This is a genomic window from Undibacterium sp. (assembly GCF_030683615.1).
Lineage (GTDB): Bacteria > Pseudomonadota > Gammaproteobacteria > Burkholderiales > Burkholderiaceae_D > Undibacterium > Undibacterium umbellatum.
Window position 1 is genome coordinate 26826 of record NZ_JAUXQE010000040.1, and the last position, 25232, is coordinate 52057.

Consider the following 25232-nt stretch of genomic DNA (forward strand, 5'->3'; position numbering starts at 1 on the left):
GCTGAGTTTGCCGCAGCCAGGACCTGGATTTGCAGCTGGGAGCGCATGCTGCAGATGATCATATCCGGTGGACATCAAGTTTCATCCTCGCTCCAGAATTCAATTCTTAAATTTATCTCGGAGCCGACGCCGCGATGATTTACAACTCATAGACACAAGCACCTGGCCCACCATTGACGTGAATGCCTTGCCAGTTGCAATGAAAAAGACCTTCGAAGCGCGGGCACGCAGTATTTTGTGACCTTCAGATAAGCTTGAACAAGTCCGACGAACCCTGCCGGCCGACCTCGTTCAACGACGCCAATGAGAAAAATAATAAAAAAATCTCATGGCGTGCAAAAATTATAAATTTTCGTATTCAATAATCATAAAAAGCGCGCCAATTTGAAAATTTACAATAGAATCAATACCTCTGCATCTTAACCAATTGAGTATATTTAATGCCATGAATACACCTCCATTCTTCGCAGTACAAAAACAAACACTTAATGGCGTCAGTACAATACTTGCCGTTGAATATACTCTTGACCCCGCAGACCTCGATCCCACGACTGATCTGCATTTATATGTAGACACACTGACCGTGCCTGGTCAAACTTTCAGCCTTCCGGGTAAAAATATTGTTATTACAGCCCGTCAAATCAATTGCGCATCAGGCGCCGCATTTGACAGCAGCGGCAAAAGTTATGATCAGCCTGTCGTGCCGATTAATCCCCCCAAGGCTGCCAGCGGCAGTGCGTCAGATAAAGGTGGTGTAGATGGTGCCAGTGGTGGCGTCGCATCGTGTGCAATTGCAAGTAAAGGCGACAGTGCTGGCAATATCACCATTATTGCATCGAGTATCAACGGTCAATTGAGTTTGAGCGCCAAAGGCGGCAATGGTCAACAAGGGCAGAATGGCCAGGCAGGTGGTGATGGTTTGACGGGCGACAATGGCAACGACGCCATCATTAACCGCGTGCAACATGATCCACAGCATCCTGATGGCTGGTCGGTCACGCAAGCCACCGCTGGTGGCGATGGCGGCCGCGCTGGTAACGGTGGCAATGCTGGTGCCAGTGGGAATGGTGGCGATGGCGGCCTTGTGACTGTGCACACTATGACTGCACTGGCGACTGGTCAAGTAACTGTCGCCAATACGGGCGGCAATCCAGGTGCGGCGAGCAATCCGGGTAAATGTGGTGGCTTTGGTGTTGCGGGCATCGGTGGTCGCATTGCCGTTGAGCATGAACAAGGTGGGCACTTCAATACAAAAGTGTGGGAATTAAGTGATGACCGTCAAGGCGGAGCGCAAGATGGCACCGCTGGCACGGATGGCAAGGCAGCAGCACCTGCTGTAAAGGGCAAGGATGCCGCGACTGACCTCAGTCAGCAACCCATTATCACTAAATTGTTCATACCAGATTTGACTACCGTGAACCTGGTCCAGTTAGCCCTTGATTACGCGGAAGTTGCCTATCTTGGTAACAACCTGGCCCAGGCACTGAATTATTATCAATGGCTGGAGCAACTGACCAGTGGTGATAGTGGCGATGCTGGCTTGAATACCGAGTTGGCCGGATTGAATCAACGTTGCAAGATCTTGCAAAAACAAATCGGCCAAGGGCTGGATTATTTTAGCAACCCCATCAATTACGTACCGATAGTAACGCTGGATCTATATACGCAAATGCTGGATGGCATGTTGAGTACAGGTGGGCAAGTAGAAAGTACCTATAATCAGTACACCGCTTATCTGAACGGTCAAAGTCATGAATTTGATGGCATGAACGACGCCATTGCCAATGCACAGACCGCCATCACTAACTATGTACAGGCACAAAAGGACTATTACACGAAAATCAATGCTACCGGTGTCACCATCATTCAATTGACCGACGCCCTGGTTGCTCAACACAATGTATTGACCGCTGCTGATGACAGCTTTAAAAAAGCAGTAGAAGCCAAAGGGCAATCCTGCTCCTTCGCCAGCTTTTTAGCACTTCTTAAAACCATCCTCACTGTCGGTGTCGATGTCTACTCCGCCTTTAGCGACCCTACCGCACGCACGGTCAGCACCGCAGTCAAAGATTTTGCTGACATTGGCATCGGCATTGAAAATGGCAACCTGGTGACTAATCCTGTGCCGAGCAAGGCTGATCCGGCCAGCATCAGCAAGATATGGGAGCAAATCAGTACCGGTGGCAGCGACGTGGATGATTCCAGTAAGCTGATTGCAGAACAAAACGATTTTGATAAAAGCTTGCAACCCTATCTGGATATGCCTGAAGCGCAGAACTATAAAAAACAGGTGCATGACTATATAGGTATAGCACAAAGCCGCAACAGCAAATTACTTGAATACACCAACGACTGCATTCAATATATTGCGCTTACTGGCTTGATAAACCAAAAACAAGCAGAAGTGAACCGGATTAAAGCCCAGATAGCCAAAGAAAACGTGCCGGGATTGATTAGTTATCGCAATTTTCTGTTCACTCAATATCAGGACTACAAAAGGCTGTGCCTGAAATACCTTTATCAGGAAAATCGCGCCTATGATTACTGGAGTCAACAGGATAATCCTTTCACCATCAGCGACAACTCATTCGTTGGGCTAGGTATTTTTCATAATAATCTCAAGGCGCAGATTATCAATAGCATCAATAATTACAGTCAGCCTAGTCAGCCATTGAATAATATCGAAATCCTGCTGGATTCAACAACCCGGCCCGAACAGTTCGCCAGCTTCCAACAAAATGGCTTGTTCAACTTTCAAATTACCCTGGATGAAAGCAGTTTCCTTGGCTGGTCTAATGTATTGCTTACTAATTTCAAAATTTACATTCAAGGCGTCACTGCGCCGGCAGGTGGTAATGTGTATGTACAATTTCTGCACCAGGGGCGTGTGGTCTTGATAGACCCGCATGGTGCAGCCACCAACTACACGCATAATCAAGTACTGAGTGTGTATGAATACACCCTGCAAAACGGGCAGCCGGTTACCATCGCTGGCGGCTCACTGGGTGGTGACGGCACCGGTGGCAACCAAAAGCGCATTGCCTTGAGCCCTTACGCAAGCTTTGGTATTACGCTGCCAGCGAAATTCAATCCTGGTGTCGACTTCTCAAAAGCCACTGGTATAGAAATACATTTTTCAGGCTATGCGGTTCCGCGTTTAAACATGAAGGTGCATGGCTGATCAAGCGGCTCAATGGACGGTTACCTTGACAGTGACCGACCGGCCGCATTACTTACGTCAAACACTGGAACATTTGCGGCAAGTACGTGGTATCGAACAATGGCATTTGTTCATTGGACTGGAGCCGGGTTGTCCAGAATGTGCGCAACTGTGCGAGGCTATAGACTTCATGCCTCGCACAATTTTAAGCAACCCTCAGCAGCTTGGTATCAGAGGCAACCCCTTTTACACCATGCAGTATGCATTTGACCTGGGTAGCCAGGTCAATATTTATCTCGAAGATGATATTGTGTTGTCGCCTGACGTTGCTGAGCTGGCTTTGTGGTACCAGCAAACCATAGAGACAGATCAATTGTTTGATGTGCGTATCATGCTGCTCAATTTGTTTGTTACGAGCATTCGCACCGAGCCAGTTGCGGACCTGGGTATCAGCCAGTTCTTCTCGCCATGGGGCATGGTCATCAACGCTTTTCAGTGGAAGAATTTCATTGAGCCCGCATGGTGGAATGATGAACACCGTTATCCGCATCAATATGACTGGACTTTGAGTCTGTCCGAAGTGATGAATCTCCAGGATAAGCTTTTTGTACTGGCTCCATTAGTCAGTCGCAGTACCAATATTGGACGCGAAGGCGGACTTCACAGCCATCCTGAGCGGTTTGATTTACTAATGAACGGTCTACAGCATCACCAAGGCGAACAAAAGATCGACTACAAGATTAATAACAAGGCCCAGATACATTGGCGGCGACTGGATTATGCGCAAATGACTGCATACGATGAATAAATAACAGTTTGGTCAACACTCGCGCAATTGTTAACTATTAGAGGTCGCCTTTTTCAAGCGACTAATTTCTTAACGCACAATTTCTGGATGCTCCTTATCGCAGCAGCAACTGTCGGGAGTTATATGCATCATGCCCGTCATTGATTGCTAATAGACCTCTGTTGAGCCTCATGGCACGAGTCGCGATTACTCGGTTACGGACAAATCATCGTTTGTAGTTTTGGATGACGCCATTGCGAAAAATTGGGAAATACGCTGAGAATTTCCAGAAAAATTTTCTTTCCAATCATAATTTGTCGACAAATTTAACCTCACAATGTCGACAAATTTGCTTTCCACTACGATTGATGACGCGCGACACGCGTATACCCTCATTTGCCACCCATTTAATGCGGTCCTCGGCATCGCGGCTAGGATCAAAATCACGGCCATCTATGGTCTGCACCTTGTCATTAAGTTTCAAGGGAATACCGCTATGGTGGAGTGCAACGACATACCAGTCATTGTTGAAAACAGGGGAGCCTGAAGATCATCCCAAGATGTCTGTGCTGTACAAGAGTTCATTCTCGGTACGTTTGATCAACTTGTTTTCTCGCACACACAACTGTTTGAGACCACCATTAGGGTCCTGGATAATGGTCAGCCATTCACCATCACTCATCTTGCCTGTCGCCTCAATCAAGGGAAGATAGGCGTAAGACGATAAATGCACCTCAGCGTTACTGGCTTTTTCATCCACCGCGACCACAGTGAAGTCCAGGTCTACACTGGTTTGAAATAATCGGTGGGAATGCGACTTGAATATCTGAGGGCCAGTTTGCTCACCAGCTTCATTCAACTCATAATTGAAATGCGCTTTGGAGCTCTTGCAACTTGGCGCATCTGGCAACACATGATGATTGGTCAGCGAGACACCGGGACCGATCAGAAAACCTGTACCCCAACCGATTTGACTTCCACCAAGGCCGTGAATCGCGATTCTGGCCACCGATCTGGCAGCGACCACACCGCGCGCCAGATAATTAACATCCTGCAATTCATTAACTAGCAAGATACGCTCAAAAAAAGCATCGACCTTTCCAGCATCCCCCATACTTTCACGCAGAAATTGTTTGCGCTCTACCTGCTGCTTGACTGTCGATAATTGGGCGGGAGTCTTGTCACATCTATATAGGATATCTGCATCCAGATCAAAGTCACTGGCCTTTTGCTCTGCTCTGGCGATCTGCTCAAGTATCACACTCATAAGCCCCTCCGCTCTGCAAGTATTAGCAAGAAAAATAGCATAATACCTACGACAAATAACCTTTTTAACAACATTTATTATTGTTTTGACAAACTGGGAGCATGAACAAGATACAAAGCAAATATGAGCGCAAACAAAAAGCCCGCTAGAAGCGGGCTTTTTGTTTGAATTTCTGGGGTGACCGATGGGGTTCGAACCCACGACAACAGGAATCACAATCCTGGACTCTACCAACTGAGCTACGGCCACCACTGCATTTTTCCTGCGTATTGCAGTGCAAGAGAGCTACGCATTATACGAGAAATTTGGCTTGAAGGCAATAGCATTCTTGGGAAAAGCCTACTCAAGGGCATTTGCGAGCATTAAAAGCCCCTCCCCTCTTGCCAAATATAAGCAGACATAAAAAAGCCTACGCTTTAAAGGCGTAGGCGAAATCTCACTTGAGGTAGTGAGTTGAAGGAGCGTGCAATGAAACATCAGCAATATATTCCTGCACGGACACCACACCACTATGTATTACAAATTCTTACGAATACTCGCTTTTCACTTACAAATTAGCTCATGTATTGAGTTTAAGACCTGGCTGCGTAACCCAGGCTTTTATTTGGCTAGGCCGCCACGATCATTTGCTCTTCCTTACTCCTGTCAAATGCAGTAACGCTTTGCATGGCCCTGGCAGCTTCCAGTAACAGTTCAGGCTGACCAGATGCGAGTTTCTTGCTGTCTGACAGTATCTGGCGAAACACACGCGCACCAACCAGGCCCATCATCAGTCCCAGCATATGGCGTACGACGGTATTCAAACGCAGGCCTTTACCACCATTGCCATACAATTCCAGCTGCCTGTGAATATAGGGAATCATGTGCTCGAGAATTTCTTCCCTGGTCTTGACTGGACTTGCATCGCCATAATAGCGCTCATCAAAACTGGCCATGAAATACGGGTTGTGATAAGCCTCACGCCCTATCATGACACCATCGACATGCAACAAATGTGCATCCATGTCTTCCAGGGTTTTGATACCGCCATTGAGGATGATTTCCAATTCTGGAAATTCTCCCTTCAGGCGATAGGCATAATCGTATTTGAGTGGCGGTATTTCTCGGTTCTCACGGGGCGACAAGCCTTTAAGGATGGCATTGCGCGCATGCACGATGAAGGTCTTGCAGCCTGCGTCAGCGACAGTGCCGACAAAGTCACGCATGAATTCATAAGAATCCACTTCATTGATACCTATACGGTGCTTGACAGTGACATCAATGGAGACCACATCCTTCATCGCCTTGACGCTATCAGCAACCAGTTGAGGCTCTGCCATCAGGCAAGCACCGAATGCACCTTTTTGCACACGTTCAGACGGACAACCACAATTCAGGTTGATTTCATCATAACCCCATTGCTCGCCCAGCTTGGCCGCATGCGCCAGATCAGCCAGTTCACTACCACCCAGTTGCAGGGCAACGGGATGCTCACCAGGATTAAATTCCAGATGGCGCTGCACATCTCCATGCAAGAGTGAGCCAGTCGTCACCATTTCGGTGTATAGCCAGGAGTGGCGAGTGATATGACGATGGAACTGGCGGCAATGCCTGTCTGTCCAATCGAGCATCGGGGCCACAGAGATGCGGCGTGGTGGTAGCGCTTTTGTATTCACAATAAAACAACACGGCAATTTTCAATACCGTATTGTACCTTGCCATTGGGAAATCGCCTTTGAATGACGCATGAGTCGTCAAATCCACGACAGCAGGTAACACAATCCTGCACACTGCAAATAAGTGAATGTCCAGGAAATTACTCCTTGATCACCAATTTGTGCTGCGTGCCTTCGCCCCGTGTCATGAACAACATACGGCAGGGCGCAAACACTTTCGCTGTGTGCCATCGCCCTTTGGGCACGAGCACGGCCTCCCCTGCCTTAACTTGGATATTCTGGACTACATCGTCAAGCTCTATGTGGAAGTCAGCCAGCCCAGATAGCAAATAGACGAATTCATCTGCATGTGGATGCATTTCCCAGTTGGGCCAGTCTGCGTCACAACTGAATTCGCTGATCAGCCAGTGCTTGCCAAAAGCATCAATTTCCGATTCCGGCAAGCTCCAAAACGCAGGCCCACCTGCCAACACGGTCGCCATGCCATCGGCGGCCAGCGCAACATAGGTTTTTTGAGATTCTATTTTCATGCTTAGCTTCCTCAAAAATACGGATCTATTACAAGAATAGTCTTGACTGTCTTCATGGAACAAAAATAAATATAAATATTAATACTTTAATAATATGACGTCAGTAAGTTCAACGAAATTGGGAGTTACAAGAAAAGCATGATAAGGACAAGACAATTGAAAATGACTGTGCCGGCAAATGCCATCCGGAAAGAGGGTTTGACGGTTTTATGGCGAAATAATCTTTGTGCCAGCATACCACCCGGCCAGCCACACGCAAGCCCACACAATAATAAGCTACGCTCTGAAATTCTTGACTCACGTTTGCGTGCTGCCGCCTTATCCAGACCATACATGACCAGGGTGATGATGCTCATGGTGCCATAGATAATGGCTACGCCCAGCCATTGCAGTTGCTGACTACTACGCACCAAAGAAAAGACTTCTGCAATTTGATCAAAAAAATCCATGCCATCGCGGAGCGGGTGAAAGAGCCTGGATTATTGCAGACCAAACATGGTCAGTCCATTCTTATACGCAATGCGCTCTGCAATATCTGCTGGCAACTCACTTAGCATGCGGCGATAAAAGCCTATCAACTGCGGCACATCATCCCAACGCGAAGTAACCCAGGTATCGGTGCCTAGCACGAACCTGTCAGGGTAGCGCAAAAACAGGCGCTTCCATTGAGGATTCAGGCTACCGTTTTGCTCAAGATCGGAGCGAAAAGATAATTCACCGACCAGATTAGGGTATTGCACAAACATGGCCTCGACTTTATCGAGCGAGGTGCTCATGCCGGTATGTGCCCAGATCAGCTTGACGCCGGGTGCGTGATGCAAAATACGTTCTATTGCATCTTCATCGGAATGTGCATGCAGCCATAAATCACGTGCCTTGGCAAGCCTGGCAATTTTCGCCATATAGGGTGCATCAGCATCCTTGCCAAAGATATGAAATTCCCCTATGCCGCGATAGATGCCGCGCTGCAGTTCATTTTCAACGAAGCGCTCTATCTCTGAATTGGCAAACCAGTCATGCCTGTCAGGCTGTACTCTGTAGGGACGCAGGAAAGGGACGATCTTGATGTCCGGTGCATTTTGCGCAATCAGATCCAGCGTACCATCATTAGGGCGACTGGTCGCCAATACCGCGCGTATACCAAGCTTACGCCACAAGGCAATAACACGCTGCGGCGACCAGGTGTTGCGTGCTTCGATGTTGTAATGCATATGGGCATCGAATATGGGTAAAGGCTCTGCTGCTAATGCAATAGCCGACATCATGACCAAAGAGCAGGTCAATAAGAAATTCTGTAGACGCATTTTCATAGTCATGCCCCCCCTGCCGAACGTTGATATACCTTTTGATTCAAGGATACACGCCAGGAAGGAAGCGTCAACCCTCTGATTACAACATCCTCGCAATCAGGGCTTTTTCATGTCTGGCATCCAGCGGGATACGCACCTTGTGCCCTGCCCCGCCTATGATGTTCAGAGGTTGATTGTCGGCATTACGCATCTCAGCCAGCTTGATCATTTCATTGCCATTCGGTGAAATAATTTCTATCTCATCACCAACGGCAAAGCGGTTTTTTACTTCGACTTCAGCCCAGCCATCAACCACCTGCAAGACCTGCCCCACATACTGGCTGCGGTGCGCCTTTGATACGCCTTCCATATAATTTTGATGTTCTTGCGTATGGTGGCGCTGATAAAAACCATCGGTATAACCACGATTGGCGAGGCCATTCAATTGCCCCAGCAAATCGGTATCGAATGGGCGACCAGCCACCGCGTCATCAATTGCGCGTCTATAAGTTTGGGCGGTGCGAGCAACATAATACAAGGACTTGGTACGGCCTTCGACCTTTAAGGAATCAATACCGATTTTCGCCAGACGCTCAACATGCTCAACAGCGCGCAAATCTTTGGAGTTCATGATGTAGGTGCCATGCTCATCTTCAAGTATAGGCATGAACTGACCAGGCTTGCCACTCTCTTCTATCAGATAGGGACGATCAGCAAGTGGATGGCGCGGCATGTCGCCCATCGCCGAAAAAGATTGATTAGCCTCTTCCAGCGCCTGCTGATAATTGAACTGGATACTCTCAACCGGAATGCGCGCCAGGTCACCGGTTTCATTTTCGGTAGCATTCTCGACCTTATAATCCCAGCGACAGGAATTCGTGCAGGTCCCCTGATTGGGATCGCGATGATTGAAGTAACCGGATAAGAGGCAACGACCAGAATAGGCGATGCACAAGGCTCCATGAACAAAAACTTCCAGCTCCATATCCGGGCATTGCTGGCGAATTTCCTCTATTTCATCGAGCGATAATTCTCGCGACAGGATGACGCGGGTCAAGCCCATCTTTTTCCAGAACTTCACGTCTGCCCAATTCACGGCATTGGCTTGTACGGACAGATGCACGGGCACTTCCGGCCACTTTTCACGCACCATCATGATCAGACCGGGGTCTGCCATGATAAGGGCATCCGGCTTCATATTGATGACCGGCTCCATGTCGCGCAGATAGGTTTTGAGCTTGCTGTTGTGAGGAAAAATATTGCTGGCGACGAAGAACAATTTGCCGCGCGCATGGGCACCGTCTATGCCATGCTGCAATACATCAAGGGTAGAGAATTCATTGTTGCGTGCGCGCAGGCTATAGCGTGGCTGGCCTGCATACACCGCGTCGGCACCAAAGTCGAAAGCGGCATGCATTTTTTCCAGCGAACCGGCTGGCAAGAGAAGTTCTGGGGCTTTGAACATGACAAGAAAATCCGAAAAGAAAAATGTTCGCGATTTTAGTGCCATCCAGGCTTTCAGACAAAATTTACCCAGCCATTAGTTGATCTGCATCAATTTGGCGTAATCATGCATCCTTGCCACGCATGGCGGTCAACTCATTGAACACCAGCGCAACCAGTACCACGATGCCCCCATAGATACTGGCAGTAGCTGGCACTTCCCCTGCACCCAGCCATGCCCAGATCGGCGCAAGCAAAACTTCAAGCAGAGACAGCAAGGCAATCTCAGGCGCGGTCAGGCTATTCGATGCCCTCACCATGAGCATGCAGGGCAAACCCAATTGAAAGAAACCGAGTATCGCCAGTATGCCAATATCATGCAGCGAGGCTTGAAAAGGCCAGGCAAATGGCAGCATCATCAGCGCAGAGATGGCTCCACCCAAAAACACTGCGGGAACCAGATCGACTGCATGACCACCTTTTTTGAGAATAATAACATTTGTCGATGCCGCCAGTGGTATACCAAAGGCGATCAACATACCAATCAAACCGCGCTCATCTACTTCAGAAATGCTACCAACAAACATCCAGCCCATGCCTATGCAGGCCGCTGCAATCGCCCACCAGGTGCGCGCCGGTATACGCTGGTGCAAGACGAGCCAGGCCAACAATGCCGTGAACAAAGGCGACAGACTCTCCATGATGGATGTATTGGCGACTGTCGTCATGGTCAGTGCGATCATGAAGCAGCTATACATGGTGGCCCACATGCAGCCAGACAAAAAGCCTATCTTGCCGAGCAATTTAAGGCGCGGGATGAAAGCCCATTTGTATTGCCTGGCCATGACGCCCGCAATAAAAACAGCAGCAAAAAAACTGCGCCAGAAAGTAACTTCAAAATCACGCGCAACTTCGAGGTGACGGGTAAAGACGCCCGCAATACTCCACAAAGTAGCAGCACAAATCATCAGTATCACCGCTTTGCGGTGAGACATTTTATTTTGCATATGGATCCAAATAAAAAAACCCGTTTGACCCTGGCCAAACTGGCTAGAGCAAAACGGGTTGATCTTCATGCGGCAGTACTAAATACTAGCTACCGCATTAGTCAGAACAGATCACCTTAGTCGCGTGATGCTTTTTTACGTTCATGCTCTTTCAGGTAGCGCTTGCGCAGACGAATGCTCTTCGGTGTTACTTCGACCAATTCATCATCGTCAATAAACTCAACCGCGTATTCCAGGCTCAACTGGATAGGTGGCACCAGGCGTACCGCTTCATCCGTACCGGAAGAGCGAACGTTGGTCAATTGCTTGCCCTTGATCGGGTTCACAACCAGGTCATTGTCACGGGAATGGATACCGATGATCATGCCTTCATACACTGGGTCATTGTGGCTGACGAACATGCGGCCACGGTCTTGCAATTTCCAGATAGCGTAGGCAACTGCTGCGCCGTCATCTTGCGAGATCAGTACGCCATTACGACGGCCACCGAGTTCACCTTTGGAATTATCAACCGGTGCATATTCATCAAACACGTGGCTCATCAAACCTGTACCGCGTGTCAATGTCATGAATTCACCCTGGAAGCCGATCAGGCCACGTGCAGGAATACGGTATTCCAGACGTACACGACCTTTGCCGTCCGGTTCCATGTTTTGCAGATCGCCACGACGACGACCCAGCTCTTCCATGACACCACCCTGGTTGACTTCTTCTACGTCAACTGTCAGGTTTTCATATGGCTCATGACGTACGTCGCCAACCATTTTGAAGACCACGCGTGGACGTGACACTGCCAGTTCAAAGCCTTCACGGCGCATGTTTTCGATCAGGATAGTCAGATGCAACTCACCACGACCAGAAACTTCGTACGTAGAATCATCACCTTCAGCCTGCACTACGCGCAAAGCCATGTTGGATTTCAATTCACGTTCCAGACGGTCACGGATTTGACGTGTCGTCACGAATTTACCTTCGCGGCCAGCTAATGGTGAGCTGTTAACCATGAAATTCATGGTCAGTGTAGGCTCATCAATTTTCAGCATAGGCAAGCCATCAGGCGTGTCTGGTGCGCAGATAGTAGAGCCGATACCGATTTCTTCAATACCGTTGATCAGGACGATGTCACCAGCCAATGCTTCATCAACCAGAACGCGGTCCAGGCCTTTGAATGTCAATACCTGATTGATACGTGCCTTGGTTGGCTTGTCTTCAGGACCATTCATCCAGACAACATCTTGCAATGCCTTGACGCGGCCACGCAGGATACGGCCAACGCCGATTTTACCAACGTAGGAAGAGTACTCCAGGGAAGTGATTTGCAATTGCAAAGGACCATCAGGATCATCTTCACGCGCAGGAACGTGTTCCAGGATAGCGTCAAACAATGGCTCCATATTGCCATCACGTACTGTATCTTCAAGACCTGCATAGCCTTTGAAGCCGGATGCGTAGACGATTGGGAAATCGAGTTGCTCGTCAGTTGCGCCGAGTTTGTCGAACAGTTCAAAAGTTGCGTTAACAGCTTTTTGTGGATCAGCGTTTTCACGGTCGATCTTGTTGACGACAACGATAGGCTTCAAACCCAAAGCCAACGCTTTACGCGTAACGAAACGCGTTTGTGGCATAGGGCCTTCTTGTGCATCTACCAGCAACAAAACGCTGTCCACCATGGACAAGACACGTTCTACTTCACCGCCAAAATCAGCATGGCCTGGGGTATCGACGATGTTGATATGTGTGCCCTTGTATTCAACAGCACAGTTTTTGGACAAAATAGTGATGCCGCGCTCTTTTTCGATATCATTCGAATCCATAACACGGGCATCAACCTGCTGGTTGTCGCGGAAAGTACCGGACTGACGCAATAACTGGTCAACCAGAGTGGTTTTGCCGTGATCGACGTGAGCGATAATGGCGATGTTACGAATAGCGCGTTTTGAAGTAGACATGATAGCGTTCTTATTGGGTAAATCTATGAGGTAAATCGGATAACCTGCGATTATAACATGTTGCAGCGCAAAAGTAGAAAAACTCCTATTATTTCAAGGAGTTGCTACCGCGCGATGACACAATTAATGTTCAGTGGCAATCAGGCGCTCGGGCGCAAGTATGCCGTATTCCTGCAACTGGGCCGAACCCAGCAACTGCCCGTCTGATTCACGATAGACGCGAACTCGCCCAGTTTCAATGGCTAAATCTTCTTTATTTAATGGCAGACGCTGACCATGCAGGAAGCGGCGTGACAGTTCATCGGTCAGGTATACGGGGCCAAAACTGGACAATAAAGCATCAACGGGGTCCAGCAATGCTAGTCGATCTGGCTCTGGCAGACTTTCGAGATACTCCAGGGTAATGGATTTCTCCAAAACCAGATGACCTACGCCGATGCGGCGCAATTCTTTCAAATGCGCACCACAACCCAACATTGCGCCTATATCCTCACCCAGCACGCGCACATACGTACCCTTGCTGCATTTGACTTTCAGACTCAAAAAAGGCGCTTCATACGCCAGCAATTCCAGCTCATGAATGATGACGCTGCGTGCTTCACGTTCCAGTGTGATACCCGCACGCGCATATTCATACAGAGGCTTGCCATCACGCTTTAGCGCAGAATACATGGGTGGCACTTGCTGTATCGGGCCAGTAAATTGCCTTAAAGCATGCTGGATTTGCACCAGACTGACATCAACTGGTTTTTCTTCCAGCACTTCACCTTCGGTGTCACCCGTCGTCGTTGTAATACCGAGGTGTACGACCGTGGTATAGGTCTTGTCAGCTTCCAGCAAATCCTGGGAAAACTTGGTGGCTTCACCAAAGCACAGAGGCAGCAGGCCAGTGGCGAATGGATCGAGCGTACCGGTATGCCCGGCTTTGGCGGCATTCAGAAAACGCTTGGCCTTGATCAGGGCATCATTACTGGAAAAACCCACGGGCTTATCCAATAGCAATACGCCGTGCACAGGCACACGCTTTCGTTTAATCTGCGGAGTCGTCATGTTGTCAGCAGCCTGTTGCCAGGCTGCGCAATGTATCGTTCAAGATTTACTCTTCGCCGTCGTCTTTGGCGCGGGTGGCATTGGCTTCATCTATCAGTCTCGACATGGCGATGCCACGCATAGTGGAAGTATCATGTACGAAATGCAGTTGCGGCAAGGTATGGATATGCAAACGCAGCCCCAGTTGATTGCGCAGGAAGCCAGATGCTTTGACTAAAGCTTCTATAGTGTTTTTGACGGCGACTGGGTCATCCACCAAGGTGGTGAAATACACTTTTGCATGGGCGTAATCAGGGGTCAACTGTACTTCAGTCAAAGTGATCATGCCTACACGCGGGTCTTTTAATTCAGACCAGATGATTTCTGCCAGGTCACGTTGAATCTGGTCTGCTACACGCAGGCCACGACCAGGGATATTTTTGCTATGTTTTGCCATAATTTTCTTACATCTCCATAAACCACAACCCCGGAACTAGTCCGGGGTTATCTTGAGTTACAGAGTACGTGCTATCTCTTGTACTTCAAATATTTCAAGCTGATCGCCAACCTGAATCTCGTTGTAGCCTTTCAGTGAAAGACCGCATTCCAGACCGGCCTTGACTTCTTTGGCATCGTCTTTGTAACGCTTGAGCGAATCCAGCTCGCCTGTCCAAGTAACCACGTTGTTGCGCAGCAAACGGACAGAGGATGTACGTCTGACCACGCCGTCGGTAACCAGACAGCCGGCAATCGCGCCAACTTTGCTGACCACGAAGACCTGGCGAATCTCGACCATACCAATGATCTGTTCGCGCTTCTCTGGAGCTAACATGCCGGACAAAGCTGCTTTGACTTCATCTACCGCATCGTAAATGATGTTGTAGTAGCGGATATCAACGCCGTTAGACTCTGCCAATTTACGGGCAGACGCATCAGCACGGGTGTTGAATCCGATGATGACCGCTTTGGAAGCGACAGCCAAGTTGACGTCGGACTCGGAAATACCGCCAACTGCTGCATGTACGACTTGTACACGCACTTCGTTTGTCGACAATTTGACCAGAGATTGCACCAGCGCTTCTTGCGAACCTTGCACGTCGGTCTTGACGATGATAGGCAAGTTTTTGACTTCGCCTTCGCCCATGTTTTCGAACATGTTTTCCAACTTGGCAGCTTGCTGTTTCGCCAGTTTGACGTCACGGAATTTACCTTGACGGAACAAGGCGATTTCACGCGCTTTGCGTTCATCAGCCATGACCATGACTTCTTCACCGGCGGACGGTACTTCTGTCAAACCTTGGATTTCTACGGGGATGGATGGGCCAGCCTCGGAGATATTCGCGCCATTTTCATCGAGCATCGCACGGACACGGCCATAAGCTGAACCAGCCAATACCACGTCACCACGTTTCAAGGTACCGGACTGCACCAGGATAGTGGCAACAGTGCCGCGGCCTTTATCCAGGCGCGCTTCCACAACCAGACCTTTGGCAGGTGCATCTTTCGGTGCTTTCAGTTCCAGCACTTCAGCTTGCAACAAGACGTGTTCAAGCAAGGCATCTATACCCAAACCAGTCTTTGCAGATACCTGTACGAATGGTGAATCACCACCGTATTCCTCAGGCACAACGCTTTCAGCGATCAACTCTTGTGTCACGCGGTCTGCATTGGCACCTGGCTTATCAATTTTATTGATAGCAACTACCAGAGGCACACCAGCTGCTTTCGCATGAGCAATCGCTTCTTTGGTTTGCGGCATGACGCCGTCATCCGCTGCCACCACCAGAATAACAATATCCGTCGCCTTGGCACCACGGGCACGCATCGCGGTAAACGCTTCATGGCCTGGTGTATCAAGGAAGGTGATCATGCCACGTGGTGTTTCAACGTGATAAGCACCGATATGCTGCGTAATGCCACCAGCTTCACCAGAAGCGACTTTGGCACGACGGATGTAATCCAGCAAGGATGTTTTACCGTGATCAACGTGACCCATGACAGTAACCACAGGTGCGCGCGGGAAGGACTCATATTCACCATGCTCTGTCGTGTCCGTCAGCATGGCTTCAGGATCATCCAGTTTTGCAGCAAAGGCTTTATGACCCATCTCTTCAACCAGGATCATTGCTGTTTCCTGATCAAGTACCTGGTTGATGGTGCACATCTGACCCAGCTTCATCAAATGCTTGATGACTTCTGATGCCTTGACCGCCATTTTGTGCGCCAGCTCAGCTACAGTCAGGGTTTCAGGTACAAACACATCTTTGACGATGGCTTCAACTGGCACCTGGAAATTGCTTTCGCGGTCATCATGATGACTATTGCGACGACCTTTAGGGCCGCCCTTCCAGCCATCACGGCCACCTGAAGTATCACCACGTGTTTTCAGACCGCCGCCACGCTTCTTGGCCGCGTCTTCTTGCCAGGTCGAGGACACATTGGCAGATTTAATTGCCTTCTTGTCGCCAACGGCTGGTTTTTTCTCGTCTTTTTTCTCTACTGGTGCTCCAGGCTTTTTCTCAGCCACTTTTTTATCAGCAGGCTTGTGCAAAGTACCTTCGGCAACCTTTGGCGCTACTACAGGAGCAGGCTCGGGCGCTTTGGCTGGGCGACGTGCCGCGTTCATCATTTCTTTGATTTGCGCAACTTCATCAGCCACAGCTTTTCTGGCTTTTTCAGTAGCAGCAGCACGATCGGTCGCTTCTTTTGCGTCGGCTACCGCTTTTTTCTTCGCCTCTTCTGCATCAATACGTTTTTTGTCTTCGTCAGCAGCGGCTTGAGCAGCTTGCACAGGCTTCACCTCTGCGGGCTTGACATCTGAAGGCCTGGCGTTAGCGCTGGCATTGAGTGCCTTGGCGGCAGCAGCAGCTTGCTCAGCCTTGCTTTTTTCAGCTTCAGCTTTAGCAGCTTCTGCCAATTCAGCTTCGCGCATGGCTTTTGCCTGAGCTTCTTTCTCCGCTTCCAGCTTGGCCAAACGTTCTTGCTTCTCGAGCAACTCAGCCTCCTGACGTGCGATCAGCTCTGCTTCATGGCGCGCTTCTTCATCAAGGCGCGCCTGTTCTGCTGCGTCCACTACCGGTGCTGGAGCCTGCGCTTCATCAGCAGGAGCATCATCACGCTTGACGAAAGTACGTTTTTTACGAACTTCAACCTGAATGGTACGAGACTTCCCAGTCGCATCGGCTTGCTTGATCTCGGTTGTTTCCTTACGAGTCAAGGTTATTTTTTTCTTTTCGGTGTCCGCAGAAACGCCGTGGGAACGACGCAGATGTTCCAACAACTTATCTTTGTCTTCCTTCGTCAGCGAATCTGACGTTGAGCTCTTACTGACGCCCGCTGCACGCAATTGCGTGAGCAGCAAATCTGCTGACATCGTTAGCTCGGTGGCAAATTGGGCTACATTGTTACTCGCCATTCAGTCCTCTTTTTCTATGTGCGCGTTATGAGATTGAAACCCGTGAATTACTTAGCTTCTACGAGTTTCCAGGCTTTGGCTAACAGCGCCTTGGCCTGATCATCATATTTAGCGTCGATGAGTTTCATCTCATCATCGGTCACATCTTCAAATGCATCTTTAATTAATTGACGGGTACGGTCGGCAGGCAATGCCAAAATCGCACCAAATTCGTCATAAGCCAATCCAGCGAAAGCCGCCAGGGTCTTGATACCAGCCAAACCCAGCTTACCTGCCGTCACGCGGGTCATACCTTCGAGATTGACTAATTCATCTTCCATACCTTCGAGGCCTTCTTCAGAAGCAATTGCTTCTGTCAACAAAGCGTCACGAGCGCGGTTACGCAACTCATTGACGGTATCTTCATCAAAGGCTTCGATTTCCAGCATTTCGCTGATAGGTACGTAAGCGATTTCTTCCAAACTGGAGAAACCTTCGTCCACCAGGATGTCAGCGACTTCCTGGTCAACGTCGAGTTTTTCCATGAACAGACTGCGGATGCCGGCAGTTTCTTGCTCGGCTTTATTCGCAGACTCTTCAGCAGTCATGATATTGATTTGCCAGCCTGTCAATTCAGCTGCCAGGCGGACGTTTTGTCCACTGCGGCCGATAGCAATTGCCAGGTTTTCTTCATCAACAACCACGTCCATGCCGTGTTTTTCTTCATCCACCATGATGGATGAAACATTGGCTGGTGCCAGCGCGCCGATAACAAATTGCGCCGGATCTTCAGACCACAGCACGATATCAACACGCTCACCACCCAGCTCGCCAGTTACAGCCTGTACGCGTGAACCACGCATACCAACACAAGTGCCGATAGGATCAATACGTTTGTCCGCAGTAAACACAGCGATCTTTGCACGCACACCAGGGTCACGCGCAGCAGATTTGATGATCAGGGAACCTTGTTCGATTTCTGGCACTTCCAGCTCGAACAGCTTCATGATGAATTCTGGCGCAGTACGCGACAAGATGACTTGCGGGCCACGGGCATTCCGGTCTATGCGCAAAATGTAGGCACGGACACGGTCACCAACACGCAGATTCTCTTTAGGGATCATCTGGTCACGTGGCAGACGCGCTTCAATCTTGCCGGACTCAACCACGGCTTCTCCACGTTCCATACGCTTGATGGTACCTGTTACCAGGGAATCACCACGCTCCAGGAAGTCAGCCAGAATTTGTTCGCGCTCTGCATCACGGATACGTTGCAAGACAACTTGCTTGGTGTCTTGCGCAAAACGACGGCCAAAATCGACCGATTCAATTTCTTCTTCGATGTAATCATCGACCTGAATTTCAGGGTCGTCTTCTACCGCTTCAAAATGCAGAATTTCCTGATCTGGCAATTGCAGACCTGCTTCATCCGGCACCACGTGCCAGCGGCGGAAAGACCTGAATTCACCAGTGTCGCGATCGATTTCTACGCGAATATCGACTTCACCGGGAAAACGTTTTTTTGTCGCTTGCGCCAAAGCATGTTCCAGCGATCCGAAAACAACCTCTTCATCGACGTTCTTTTCGCGCGCCAGCACATCCACCAATAACAACAAATCACGACTCATGCTTTGCGACTCCTAAAATCCACTTGCGGCACGAGGCGTGCCTTATCCACATCGGCGAGCGTAAACTCCAGCATGGCCGACCCATCTTTTACTTCAAATTCCAGCTTCAGATTTTCACCTTCAGGTTCGTGCAAGATGCCTTCGAAAGTTTTGCGATTTGGCGTACCCGGCATGGGCATGCGCAATTTCACATTGGCTTTCTCACCAGCAAAACGCACATAGTCAGCGATTTTTTTGAGTGGCCTGTCGAGACCAGGAGAAGAAGTCTCAAGGCGGCTGTAATTGACGTTTTCAACCGTCAGCACATGCGATAACTGGTGACTGACTTTTTCGCAGTCTTCCACCGTGATATTGCCGCGCTCTAAATCTTCCGGCAAATAATCAATATAAACCCGGAACAGGCCGCGCTCGGCCTGTTCAAAGTCCACCAGATCATATCCGGTACCGTTGACGGTCTTTTCTATCAAATCCAACAAAGCCAAACTTATTCTCCGAAAAACACACTGACAATTTGCAAACCGGGCGAAACCCGCTACAGGCCTGGCGATTCGGGCTATTGAGCGCTGCGCCGCAACTCTCTCAACACGATATCAATCGCTAAAACCAAAAAAAAATGGGCAACTGCCCATCTTTTTTTGTAGCGCCCTGATTTAAATTCAAATAAAGGAAAAATCTGCTAACTACAAGATTATAAACGATAAATTACCTCGTCGCAATGGAAAACGAGGTAATTTCAACACGTCCCGCTACTGCAAAACGCTTAAAACAACCGAAAAACATTACGCACCACGTGAGCGCCTGCGCGCTGCAATTCCCTGCCCTATGGCCTGACCACTACCACGGGACGTAGGGCCACGACGCTGTCCAGCATCAGGAAAACCCAGTGCCGTTTGCAGCGGATCTGGCTGACGGCTGCGCTTTTTGCCGTTAGCGTTGTTGGCATTATTGCCAGCACCATTACGCGCATTACCTGAATTGCCACCAGTTTTGTTGCCATACGCATTGTTGCCGTTGGCATTGCCACCACGACCCGCACCATATTCAGCACGCTCAGCACGGCCACTTGACATAGGGAAGCCAACTTGCCTCTGGCTAATTGGACCAGTACCAAAGCCGGGCGCCTTATTGCCAAATGGCTTGCCGCCTTTGGCTGGCGCAGCAGGCTTATCGCCACCGGCTTTTTCCAGACCACTCAGCTTCAACAAGGCGCGGACTGCATCCTCTTCCAACTCTTCCCAGCGACCGCGCTTGAGGTTGGCAGGCAGGGTCATGGCACCATAACGGGTACGTATCAGACGTGAAACTGTCAAACCGACCGCTTCGAACATGCGACGCACTTCACGGTTACGACCTTCGCCAATGATGACGCGATACCACTTATTAACACCCTCACCACCACCATCAGTGATTTTGGAGAATTGCGCCAAGCCATCTTCCAGCTCAACACCAGCCAGCAGGCGCTGACGCATACCCTCTTCCAATTCACCCAGGGTACGCACGGCGTATTCACGTTCGATGCCATAACGAGGATGCATCAGGCGATTTGCCAGGTCACCGGATGTGGTGAACAGCAACAAACCTTCGGTGTTGTAATCGAGACGGCCAACCGCCAGCCATTTACCAACCTTCATGGTTGGCAAGCTTTCAAATACGGATGCACGACCTTCAGGATCATTGGTACTGACGATTTCACCAGCCGGCTTATGATAAATCAGTACGCGTGGTGGTTTTTTACTGACTTTGCGCATAATGGGCTTGCCATTGATACGCACCTGGTCAGTCGGCAGAATTCTTTGGCCAATATGGGCTGGCTCGCCATTCACGGAGACTCGGCCAGCAACAATCAGCTCTTCCATGTCGCGGCGCGAACCTAGGCCAGCTTCAGCCAATACCTTATGCAATTTAGGCGCGTCATCATCCGCAGTCAGATCACGACGCACTGGCTTGCCACGGCCTTTGCCCTTGGCATCCTCCGCACTACCCGAGTCAAACGCCTCGGAAGTGACGAAGGAAAACACATCATCGGCATTATTGCCAGCACCTGGACGACCACCGCGAGTTTGTTGCTGCGGACGATTGGATTTGTTGGCACCTGGCTGACCAGCATTTTGACGTGGGCCACGCTCATTGCGGTCACCACGCTCAGTACGTTCGGTGCGCTCACCACGATCCGGGCGCTCTGCGCGATCAGTACGCTCACCACGGTCAGCGCGGACTGGGCGTTCAGCTTTTTCGCCCCGCTCTGTCCGCTCCACCCTTGGCGCACGTTCTGTGCGGGGCGGGCGTTCTGTGCGAGGTGCGCGTTCGCTGCGCTCAGCAACTTGCTCAGTGCGCACCACAGGCTCGACAACTACAGGAGTTTCCGGCACAACAACTACTTGATCCGCAACAACATCTGCAATCTTAGCCTTGCTACGGCTGGCGCGTGGCGCTGCCCCAGGTTCTTTAGGAGTACGCGGCGCGCGCGGGGCACGTGCTTTTTTAACTGGCGCTTCTTCAGCATCAACGGCTAATGCTGTCACTGCTACAGTTGCCGTTGCTGCTTCTGTAGCCCCTGCTGATTGCTCTGCATTCTCTTGCTTAGGCTTGGATCGGCTTACACCAGTACGCGGGGCACGCGCAGCGCGCTTTACCGGTTTTGCGTCATCACCACCAGCAGGGCCATTGTCATTTGCGCCCGCACCATCAGCTTGGTCAGCATTCACATCTTCAGGATTCATTGGATTCATTCTTCAGTTCTATTGGAGGCAACTGACTCGCTGCAGCGCCCGGTACACTATCCGGTGCCGCAGTATCGGCTACCTGATCACTCAATTGCGTGACAGGTTGAGAATCTCCCCCAACCTCACTTATTTCTTCAGTTACTTCTTCACTTATTTCTTCAGTTACTTCTCTTGTTATCTTTTCTGATACTTCTACATTTTTTTCGTCGCTTGCAATTTCAGCCTGCACTTCTGTGTCGACTTCTGCAGTCTCTTCCACGTTCGTCGCAGCATCAATTGCAACGCTGACTTCCTCTTGCAACCCTTGCTCAGACTCAACTTCCATATCTTGCACAGCCTCTATCTGTTGCTGCTGCAGTTGCTGAACATCTTGCATCGCTGGCTCCGCATCAGCAACCACCAGCATTTCAGCATCAGGAGCAGGCTCGCCATAGGCGACAGGCTCCACTGCCAATGCCTCTGCTTCAACAGCAGCAAACATGCCACCCCCCAGCGCCGCCAGTTCAGGAACCAGTTCTTCCTCGGCATCCCGCTTCACCTGCTGCAGAGGCGGCAACTGGTCCAGCGAAGACAAACCCAGGTCATCCAAAAAATGCTTGGTCGTAGCAAACAATGATGGCCGTCCCGGCACATCCCGGTGGCCTATACTCTCTATCCAGCCACGGTCTTCCAGGGTCTTGATCATCTGCGACGCCACGGTCACACCACGAATTTCTTCTATGTCGCCGCGTGTTACTGGTTGACGATAAGCAATAATCGCCAGGGTCTCCAGCGTTGCTCTTGAATACTTTGGTGGTTTTTCCGGGTTCAACCTATCTATATAGGCGCGCATTTCTGGCTTGCTTTGAAAACGCCAGCCTGTCGACAAAGCAACCAGCTCTATGCCCTTGTCAGACCAGTCCTGGCGCAAGCCTTCAAGCATCAGTTTGATGGTATCCGCGCCGACCACATCACCTTGATCATCCGCATCCTGGAACAGCTTTTTCATGGTATTGACTGTTAGCGGCTCTGGCGCGCATAACAAGGCTGTTTCGAGGACTCGCTTTGCCTCAGCAGTATTCATGCAATATTAAAGTACACGGGTTTATTTTATTTAGTTGATGTCATGCAGCAAGGCAACTGATACACCAGTTACCATCTTTGCCATTACTCACACCAGTATTGTATTAAATTTGTTGCCACCAACCTGGTAGCAACGCCCTTCATGCGGGCGGCCGGGACTGCATGGAGCGCGCAAAGAACTTAGCAGCGCACAATCCCTAAAATTAGTAGACACTGGATTGTAGTCCAGAAATTAGCAGACGATCAAAAAATATCGTCAATAACCAATAAAAAAGCCACGCTGAAACGTGGCTTTTCTCAATAATTCTGTCTGCAATGGGGTGAATAACGCGCATTAACTGCGCACACCCCAAAATCTGCACCAAACCCGGAAAGCCAACCACAAGCCCTCCAACAACATTCTGCATATGACTGCAAGGGCGCGAGATTACCACGCATTCAGGAAGTTTGCACGGAAAAATCTGGGCAAGCTTAGCTACAATAAAATTAACCTACGATTACATTGCAATTAAATTAACCATCAAACCTTAAGCCGACTGCCGCGCATAACTCACCGTCAACATTTCCCACTGGTGGCCTTCAGGCTCATTCCAGTAAATCATATTCCCGCCATAATCGGTATTGATTTGCATATCCATGGGCCCGCGCACAGAACTGCGATAAGGGATGTCGGCAGCCCTGATACGCCCCAGTATTTCATCAAACTGCTGCTGGTTGACCCGAAAGCAAAAGTGATAGACAGGGAAATCTTCATCAGTCTGGATAAAATCCAGCGTCAAGCCCTCATTCACGAACACCGGCGCAAATGGCCCCAAAGCCGGTGGCGCCCAGGGCACGCTCAGTAAATCAGCCAACTGCTTTGCCGAAGCCAGCTTGTCATGCGAAGGAACTATCGTGTGATCTAGTTCAATACTCATGGCAGCTCTCCTTGCTAAGCGACATTCAAACTTCGCAGTAATAGATTTCATTTTACTCATTTTTTACTGGATGTGCCTCGCAAGGGAAGCCACCCTTTTTCAATCCAGCAAAAATCGCTGACAAAGCCTGCCCCGACACCAAAAATTTGCAATAAGTACACAATCAGCTTAGAGTAAAGTATCGCGATCCAAACCACCTAACCAGGAATGGATGTATGAACCAGACTATGGCAGCATGCATGCAAACACTCAAAAAGCCTTTTGAGGGCACCTCGACTGCCATCGTCAACAGCAATGATGGCAACAAAATTCAACTGGCAGAAACTCTGCACAAGGGACAAAATCAGTCGCTGGAAATGATCGCCAAAGGTGCAGCACTGGCAGACATACTGTCTCATCTCATTCTATTGATAGAATCGCAGTCGCAAGGGGTGTATTGGCTGGCAGAACGCACCAGCGACTTTTCCACCACCTATGCCAAAGGCCTGAAGCGCAGCACCCTGGAAAAATACATGGCCGACGCCAGGGAAGCCAGCCTGATCCTGCAACGCGCTGCCGACCTGGTCAGCAGCTTCAAACAAATCGCCATTGACCACACCACCGCTGACATGCAAGAGTTTTCGGTCGCAGAACTGATCACAGAAATCAGCCAGACATTCAGCACGCCCATGAGGCAACAATCCATACAACTGACGTGCGACATTGCCGACCACATGCACATAACCAGCCTACCCGCCCTGCTATGCCAGGCCGGCCGCGCAAAGCCTGCTAAGGAACTGCATGGCACATGCATTCGACGGCAGAGACAAAGGCAGACAGCAGCACAGAAGTCAGCATCACAGACGACGGCACAGGCATACCACGTCACAACCTGCCCCGCATCTTCGACCCTTTTTTCACCAGCAAACTAGGCGCAGGCAGCTCTGGCCTGGGCCTGTACATCGCACACAATATCGTGTGCGGGGTATTGAATGGGAAGATAGAGGTGGAAAGCGTCATAGGTAGCGGAACCACATTCAGGATTGTTTTGCCGTCGACCTTGCAAAGTGAGGTTTTTGGCTAAGAATACTGAGACAAGAATTTTCCTTAACGGATATTTGCGCCAAAGACGGTTTATTGTGAACTTCAACAATCACAACTCCATTGATATCCGCCTTAATCTAGACATAACAGACCGCGTCATCATCAAATAGACAGGCACTCGGCTTGGCATCGTCCATGCAGGCGATTCACCGCCACGCCAGCCCCCTACGCTTAATAGAGCATGCAACCCGCAGCTTAAAATTTGCTTTTTAAAATATCAATTTATTAATTGATTAAATATAAATAATGGTGTATTTTACATCATAGCTTATACATCCCTGAGCTTTGTCATTGAGTCCAGCCAAATAT

General features: G+C 49.7%; 21 protein-coding genes and 1 tRNA gene. 4 read left to right on the forward strand and 18 right to left on the reverse strand.

Going from position 1 to position 25232, the window contains the following annotated elements; genetic code table 11:
• Nucleotides 1-445 precede the first annotated feature (445 nt).
• The gene (locus Q8K39_RS22350) at nucleotides 446-3181 is read left to right on the forward strand and encodes a hypothetical protein (protein ID WP_305263390.1); all 2736 of its coding nucleotides are present in this window, start codon (nucleotides 446-448) and stop codon (nucleotides 3179-3181) included.
• Nucleotides 3174-3968 carry a hypothetical protein gene (locus Q8K39_RS22355; protein WP_186951733.1) on the forward strand — a complete coding sequence of 265 codons (795 nt, stop codon included), beginning with the start codon at nucleotides 3174-3176 and terminating at the stop codon, nucleotides 3966-3968. Before Q8K39_RS22350 ends, Q8K39_RS22355 begins: the two co-directional genes overlap by 8 nt.
• Before the next feature lie 286 nt (nucleotides 3969-4254).
• Here Q8K39_RS22355 and Q8K39_RS22360 read toward each other — a convergent pair whose 3' ends face one another.
• The 18 genes from Q8K39_RS22360 to Q8K39_RS22445 all read right to left on the reverse strand — a co-directional run bounded on the left by Q8K39_RS22360 (nucleotide 4255) and on the right by Q8K39_RS22445 (nucleotide 23840).
• Nucleotides 4255-4431 (reverse strand): hypothetical protein, encoded by a 177-nt coding sequence (locus Q8K39_RS22360; RefSeq protein ID WP_305263391.1) that lies wholly within the window; start codon nucleotides 4429-4431, stop codon nucleotides 4255-4257.
• A 66-nt stretch (nucleotides 4432-4497) separates the two neighbouring features.
• Nucleotides 4498-5214 (reverse strand): serine protease, encoded by a 717-nt coding sequence (locus Q8K39_RS22365; protein WP_305263392.1) that lies wholly within the window; start codon nucleotides 5212-5214, stop codon nucleotides 4498-4500.
• Nucleotides 5215-5387: 173 nt separating this feature from the next.
• Nucleotides 5388-5463, reverse strand: a tRNA-His gene (locus Q8K39_RS22370).
• A 359-nt stretch (nucleotides 5464-5822) separates the two neighbouring features.
• Nucleotides 5823-6869 carry a tRNA dihydrouridine(20/20a) synthase DusA gene (gene dusA / locus Q8K39_RS22375; RefSeq protein WP_305263393.1) on the reverse strand — a complete coding sequence of 349 codons (1047 nt, stop codon included), beginning with the start codon at nucleotides 6867-6869 and terminating at the stop codon, nucleotides 5823-5825.
• 140 nt (nucleotides 6870-7009) lie between these two features.
• A complete protein-coding gene (locus Q8K39_RS22380; protein ID WP_186951736.1) occupies nucleotides 7010-7399 on the reverse strand; it encodes a cupin domain-containing protein in 390 nt (129 codons plus the stop codon).
• 125 nt (nucleotides 7400-7524) lie between these two features.
• Nucleotides 7525-7848 (reverse strand): DUF1294 domain-containing protein, encoded by a 324-nt coding sequence (locus Q8K39_RS22385; RefSeq protein ID WP_305263394.1) that lies wholly within the window; start codon nucleotides 7846-7848, stop codon nucleotides 7525-7527.
• Between the two features lie 30 nt (nucleotides 7849-7878).
• Nucleotides 7879-8715 (reverse strand): amidohydrolase family protein, encoded by an 837-nt coding sequence (locus Q8K39_RS22390; protein WP_305263395.1) that lies wholly within the window; start codon nucleotides 8713-8715, stop codon nucleotides 7879-7881.
• A 73-nt stretch (nucleotides 8716-8788) separates the two neighbouring features.
• On the reverse strand, nucleotides 8789-10153 hold the full coding sequence (gene yegQ / locus Q8K39_RS22395) for a tRNA 5-hydroxyuridine modification protein YegQ (RefSeq protein ID WP_305263396.1): 1365 nt from the start codon (nucleotides 10151-10153) through the stop codon (nucleotides 8789-8791).
• A 103-nt stretch (nucleotides 10154-10256) separates the two neighbouring features.
• Nucleotides 10257-11126, reverse strand: a complete 870-nt coding sequence (locus Q8K39_RS22400) for a DMT family transporter (RefSeq protein ID WP_305263397.1) — start codon at nucleotides 11124-11126, stop codon at nucleotides 10257-10259.
• Nucleotides 11127-11254: 128 nt separating this feature from the next.
• Nucleotides 11255-13087 (reverse strand): translational GTPase TypA, encoded by a 1833-nt coding sequence (typA, locus tag Q8K39_RS22405; RefSeq protein WP_186951740.1) that lies wholly within the window; start codon nucleotides 13085-13087, stop codon nucleotides 11255-11257.
• A gap of 123 nt (nucleotides 13088-13210) precedes the next feature.
• A complete protein-coding gene (gene truB / locus Q8K39_RS22410) occupies nucleotides 13211-14137 on the reverse strand; it encodes a tRNA pseudouridine(55) synthase TruB (RefSeq protein WP_305263398.1) in 927 nt (308 codons plus the stop codon).
• A 46-nt stretch (nucleotides 14138-14183) separates the two neighbouring features.
• A complete protein-coding gene (rbfA, locus tag Q8K39_RS22415) occupies nucleotides 14184-14573 on the reverse strand; it encodes a 30S ribosome-binding factor RbfA (protein ID WP_305263399.1) in 390 nt (129 codons plus the stop codon).
• A gap of 57 nt (nucleotides 14574-14630) precedes the next feature.
• Nucleotides 14631-17531, reverse strand: a complete 2901-nt coding sequence (infB, locus tag Q8K39_RS22420; protein WP_186951743.1) for a translation initiation factor IF-2 — start codon at nucleotides 17529-17531, stop codon at nucleotides 14631-14633.
• Nucleotides 17532-17578: 47 nt separating this feature from the next.
• Complete coding sequence (gene nusA, locus Q8K39_RS22425) at nucleotides 17579-19138, reverse strand: transcription termination factor NusA (RefSeq protein ID WP_186951744.1); 1560 nt, start codon at nucleotides 19136-19138, stop codon at nucleotides 17579-17581.
• Nucleotides 19135-19620 (reverse strand): ribosome maturation factor RimP, encoded by a 486-nt coding sequence (gene rimP / locus Q8K39_RS22430; protein ID WP_186951745.1) that lies wholly within the window; start codon nucleotides 19618-19620, stop codon nucleotides 19135-19137. Before rimP ends, nusA begins: the two co-directional genes overlap by 4 nt.
• Before the next feature lie 297 nt (nucleotides 19621-19917).
• Entirely contained in the window at nucleotides 19918-21867 is a 1950-nt protein-coding gene (locus tag Q8K39_RS22435; protein WP_370868667.1) for a pseudouridine synthase, read from the reverse strand.
• Nucleotides 21848-22924 (reverse strand): SMC-Scp complex subunit ScpB, encoded by a 1077-nt coding sequence (gene scpB / locus Q8K39_RS22440; protein WP_305263400.1) that lies wholly within the window; start codon nucleotides 22922-22924, stop codon nucleotides 21848-21850. Before scpB ends, Q8K39_RS22435 begins: the two co-directional genes overlap by 20 nt.
• A gap of 526 nt (nucleotides 22925-23450) precedes the next feature.
• The gene (locus tag Q8K39_RS22445) at nucleotides 23451-23840 is read right to left on the reverse strand and encodes a VOC family protein (protein ID WP_305263401.1); all 390 of its coding nucleotides are present in this window, start codon (nucleotides 23838-23840) and stop codon (nucleotides 23451-23453) included.
• Between the two features lie 239 nt (nucleotides 23841-24079).
• Between Q8K39_RS22445 and Q8K39_RS22450 the strand changes: the two genes are divergently transcribed.
• Both Q8K39_RS22450 and Q8K39_RS25025 read left to right on the forward strand, forming a co-directional pair.
• Complete coding sequence (locus Q8K39_RS22450) at nucleotides 24080-24751, forward strand: hypothetical protein (RefSeq protein WP_305263402.1); 672 nt, start codon at nucleotides 24080-24082, stop codon at nucleotides 24749-24751.
• Complete coding sequence (locus Q8K39_RS25025) at nucleotides 24712-24903, forward strand: ATP-binding protein (protein ID WP_370868668.1); 192 nt, start codon at nucleotides 24712-24714, stop codon at nucleotides 24901-24903. Before Q8K39_RS22450 ends, Q8K39_RS25025 begins: the two co-directional genes overlap by 40 nt.
• Nucleotides 24904-25232 lie beyond the last annotated feature (329 nt).

Bases quoted from the DNA above. Each gene is read 5' to 3' on its own strand.
- yegQ (WP_305263396.1), bottom strand. From the start codon at position 10,153: ATGTTCAAAGCCCCAGAACTTCTCTTGCCAGCCGGTTCGCTGGAAAAA.
- Q8K39_RS22350 (WP_305263390.1), top strand. From the start codon at position 446: ATGAATACACCTCCATTCTTCGCAGTACAAAAACAAACACTTAATGGC.
- infB (WP_186951743.1), bottom strand. From the start codon at position 17,531: ATGGCGAGTAACAATGTAGCCCAATTTGCCACCGAGCTAACGATGTCA.
- nusA (WP_186951744.1), bottom strand. From the start codon at position 19,138: ATGAGTCGTGATTTGTTGTTATTGGTGGATGTGCTGGCGCGCGAAAAG.
- Q8K39_RS22450 (WP_305263402.1), top strand. From the start codon at position 24,080: ATGCAAACACTCAAAAAGCCTTTTGAGGGCACCTCGACTGCCATCGTC.
- Q8K39_RS22380 (WP_186951736.1), bottom strand. From the start codon at position 7,399: ATGAAAATAGAATCTCAAAAAACCTATGTTGCGCTGGCCGCCGATGGC.
- truB (WP_305263398.1), bottom strand. From the start codon at position 14,137: ATGACGACTCCGCAGATTAAACGAAAGCGTGTGCCTGTGCACGGCGTA.
- Q8K39_RS22435 (WP_370868667.1), bottom strand. From the start codon at position 21,867: ATGAATCCAATGAATCCTGAAGATGTGAATGCTGACCAAGCTGATGGT.
- rbfA (WP_305263399.1), bottom strand. From the start codon at position 14,573: ATGGCAAAACATAGCAAAAATATCCCTGGTCGTGGCCTGCGTGTAGCA.
- Q8K39_RS22400 (WP_305263397.1), bottom strand. From the start codon at position 11,126: ATGTCTCACCGCAAAGCGGTGATACTGATGATTTGTGCTGCTACTTTG.
- Q8K39_RS22445 (WP_305263401.1), bottom strand. From the start codon at position 23,840: ATGAGTATTGAACTAGATCACACGATAGTTCCTTCGCATGACAAGCTG.
- Q8K39_RS22365 (WP_305263392.1), bottom strand. From the start codon at position 5,214: ATGAGTGTGATACTTGAGCAGATCGCCAGAGCAGAGCAAAAGGCCAGT.
- scpB (WP_305263400.1), bottom strand. From the start codon at position 22,924: ATGAATACTGCTGAGGCAAAGCGAGTCCTCGAAACAGCCTTGTTATGC.
- Q8K39_RS22355 (WP_186951733.1), top strand. From the start codon at position 3,174: ATGGCTGATCAAGCGGCTCAATGGACGGTTACCTTGACAGTGACCGAC.
- Q8K39_RS22390 (WP_305263395.1), bottom strand. From the start codon at position 8,715: ATGACTATGAAAATGCGTCTACAGAATTTCTTATTGACCTGCTCTTTG.
- Q8K39_RS22385 (WP_305263394.1), bottom strand. From the start codon at position 7,848: ATGGATTTTTTTGATCAAATTGCAGAAGTCTTTTCTTTGGTGCGTAGT.
- typA (WP_186951740.1), bottom strand. From the start codon at position 13,087: ATGTCTACTTCAAAACGCGCTATTCGTAACATCGCCATTATCGCTCAC.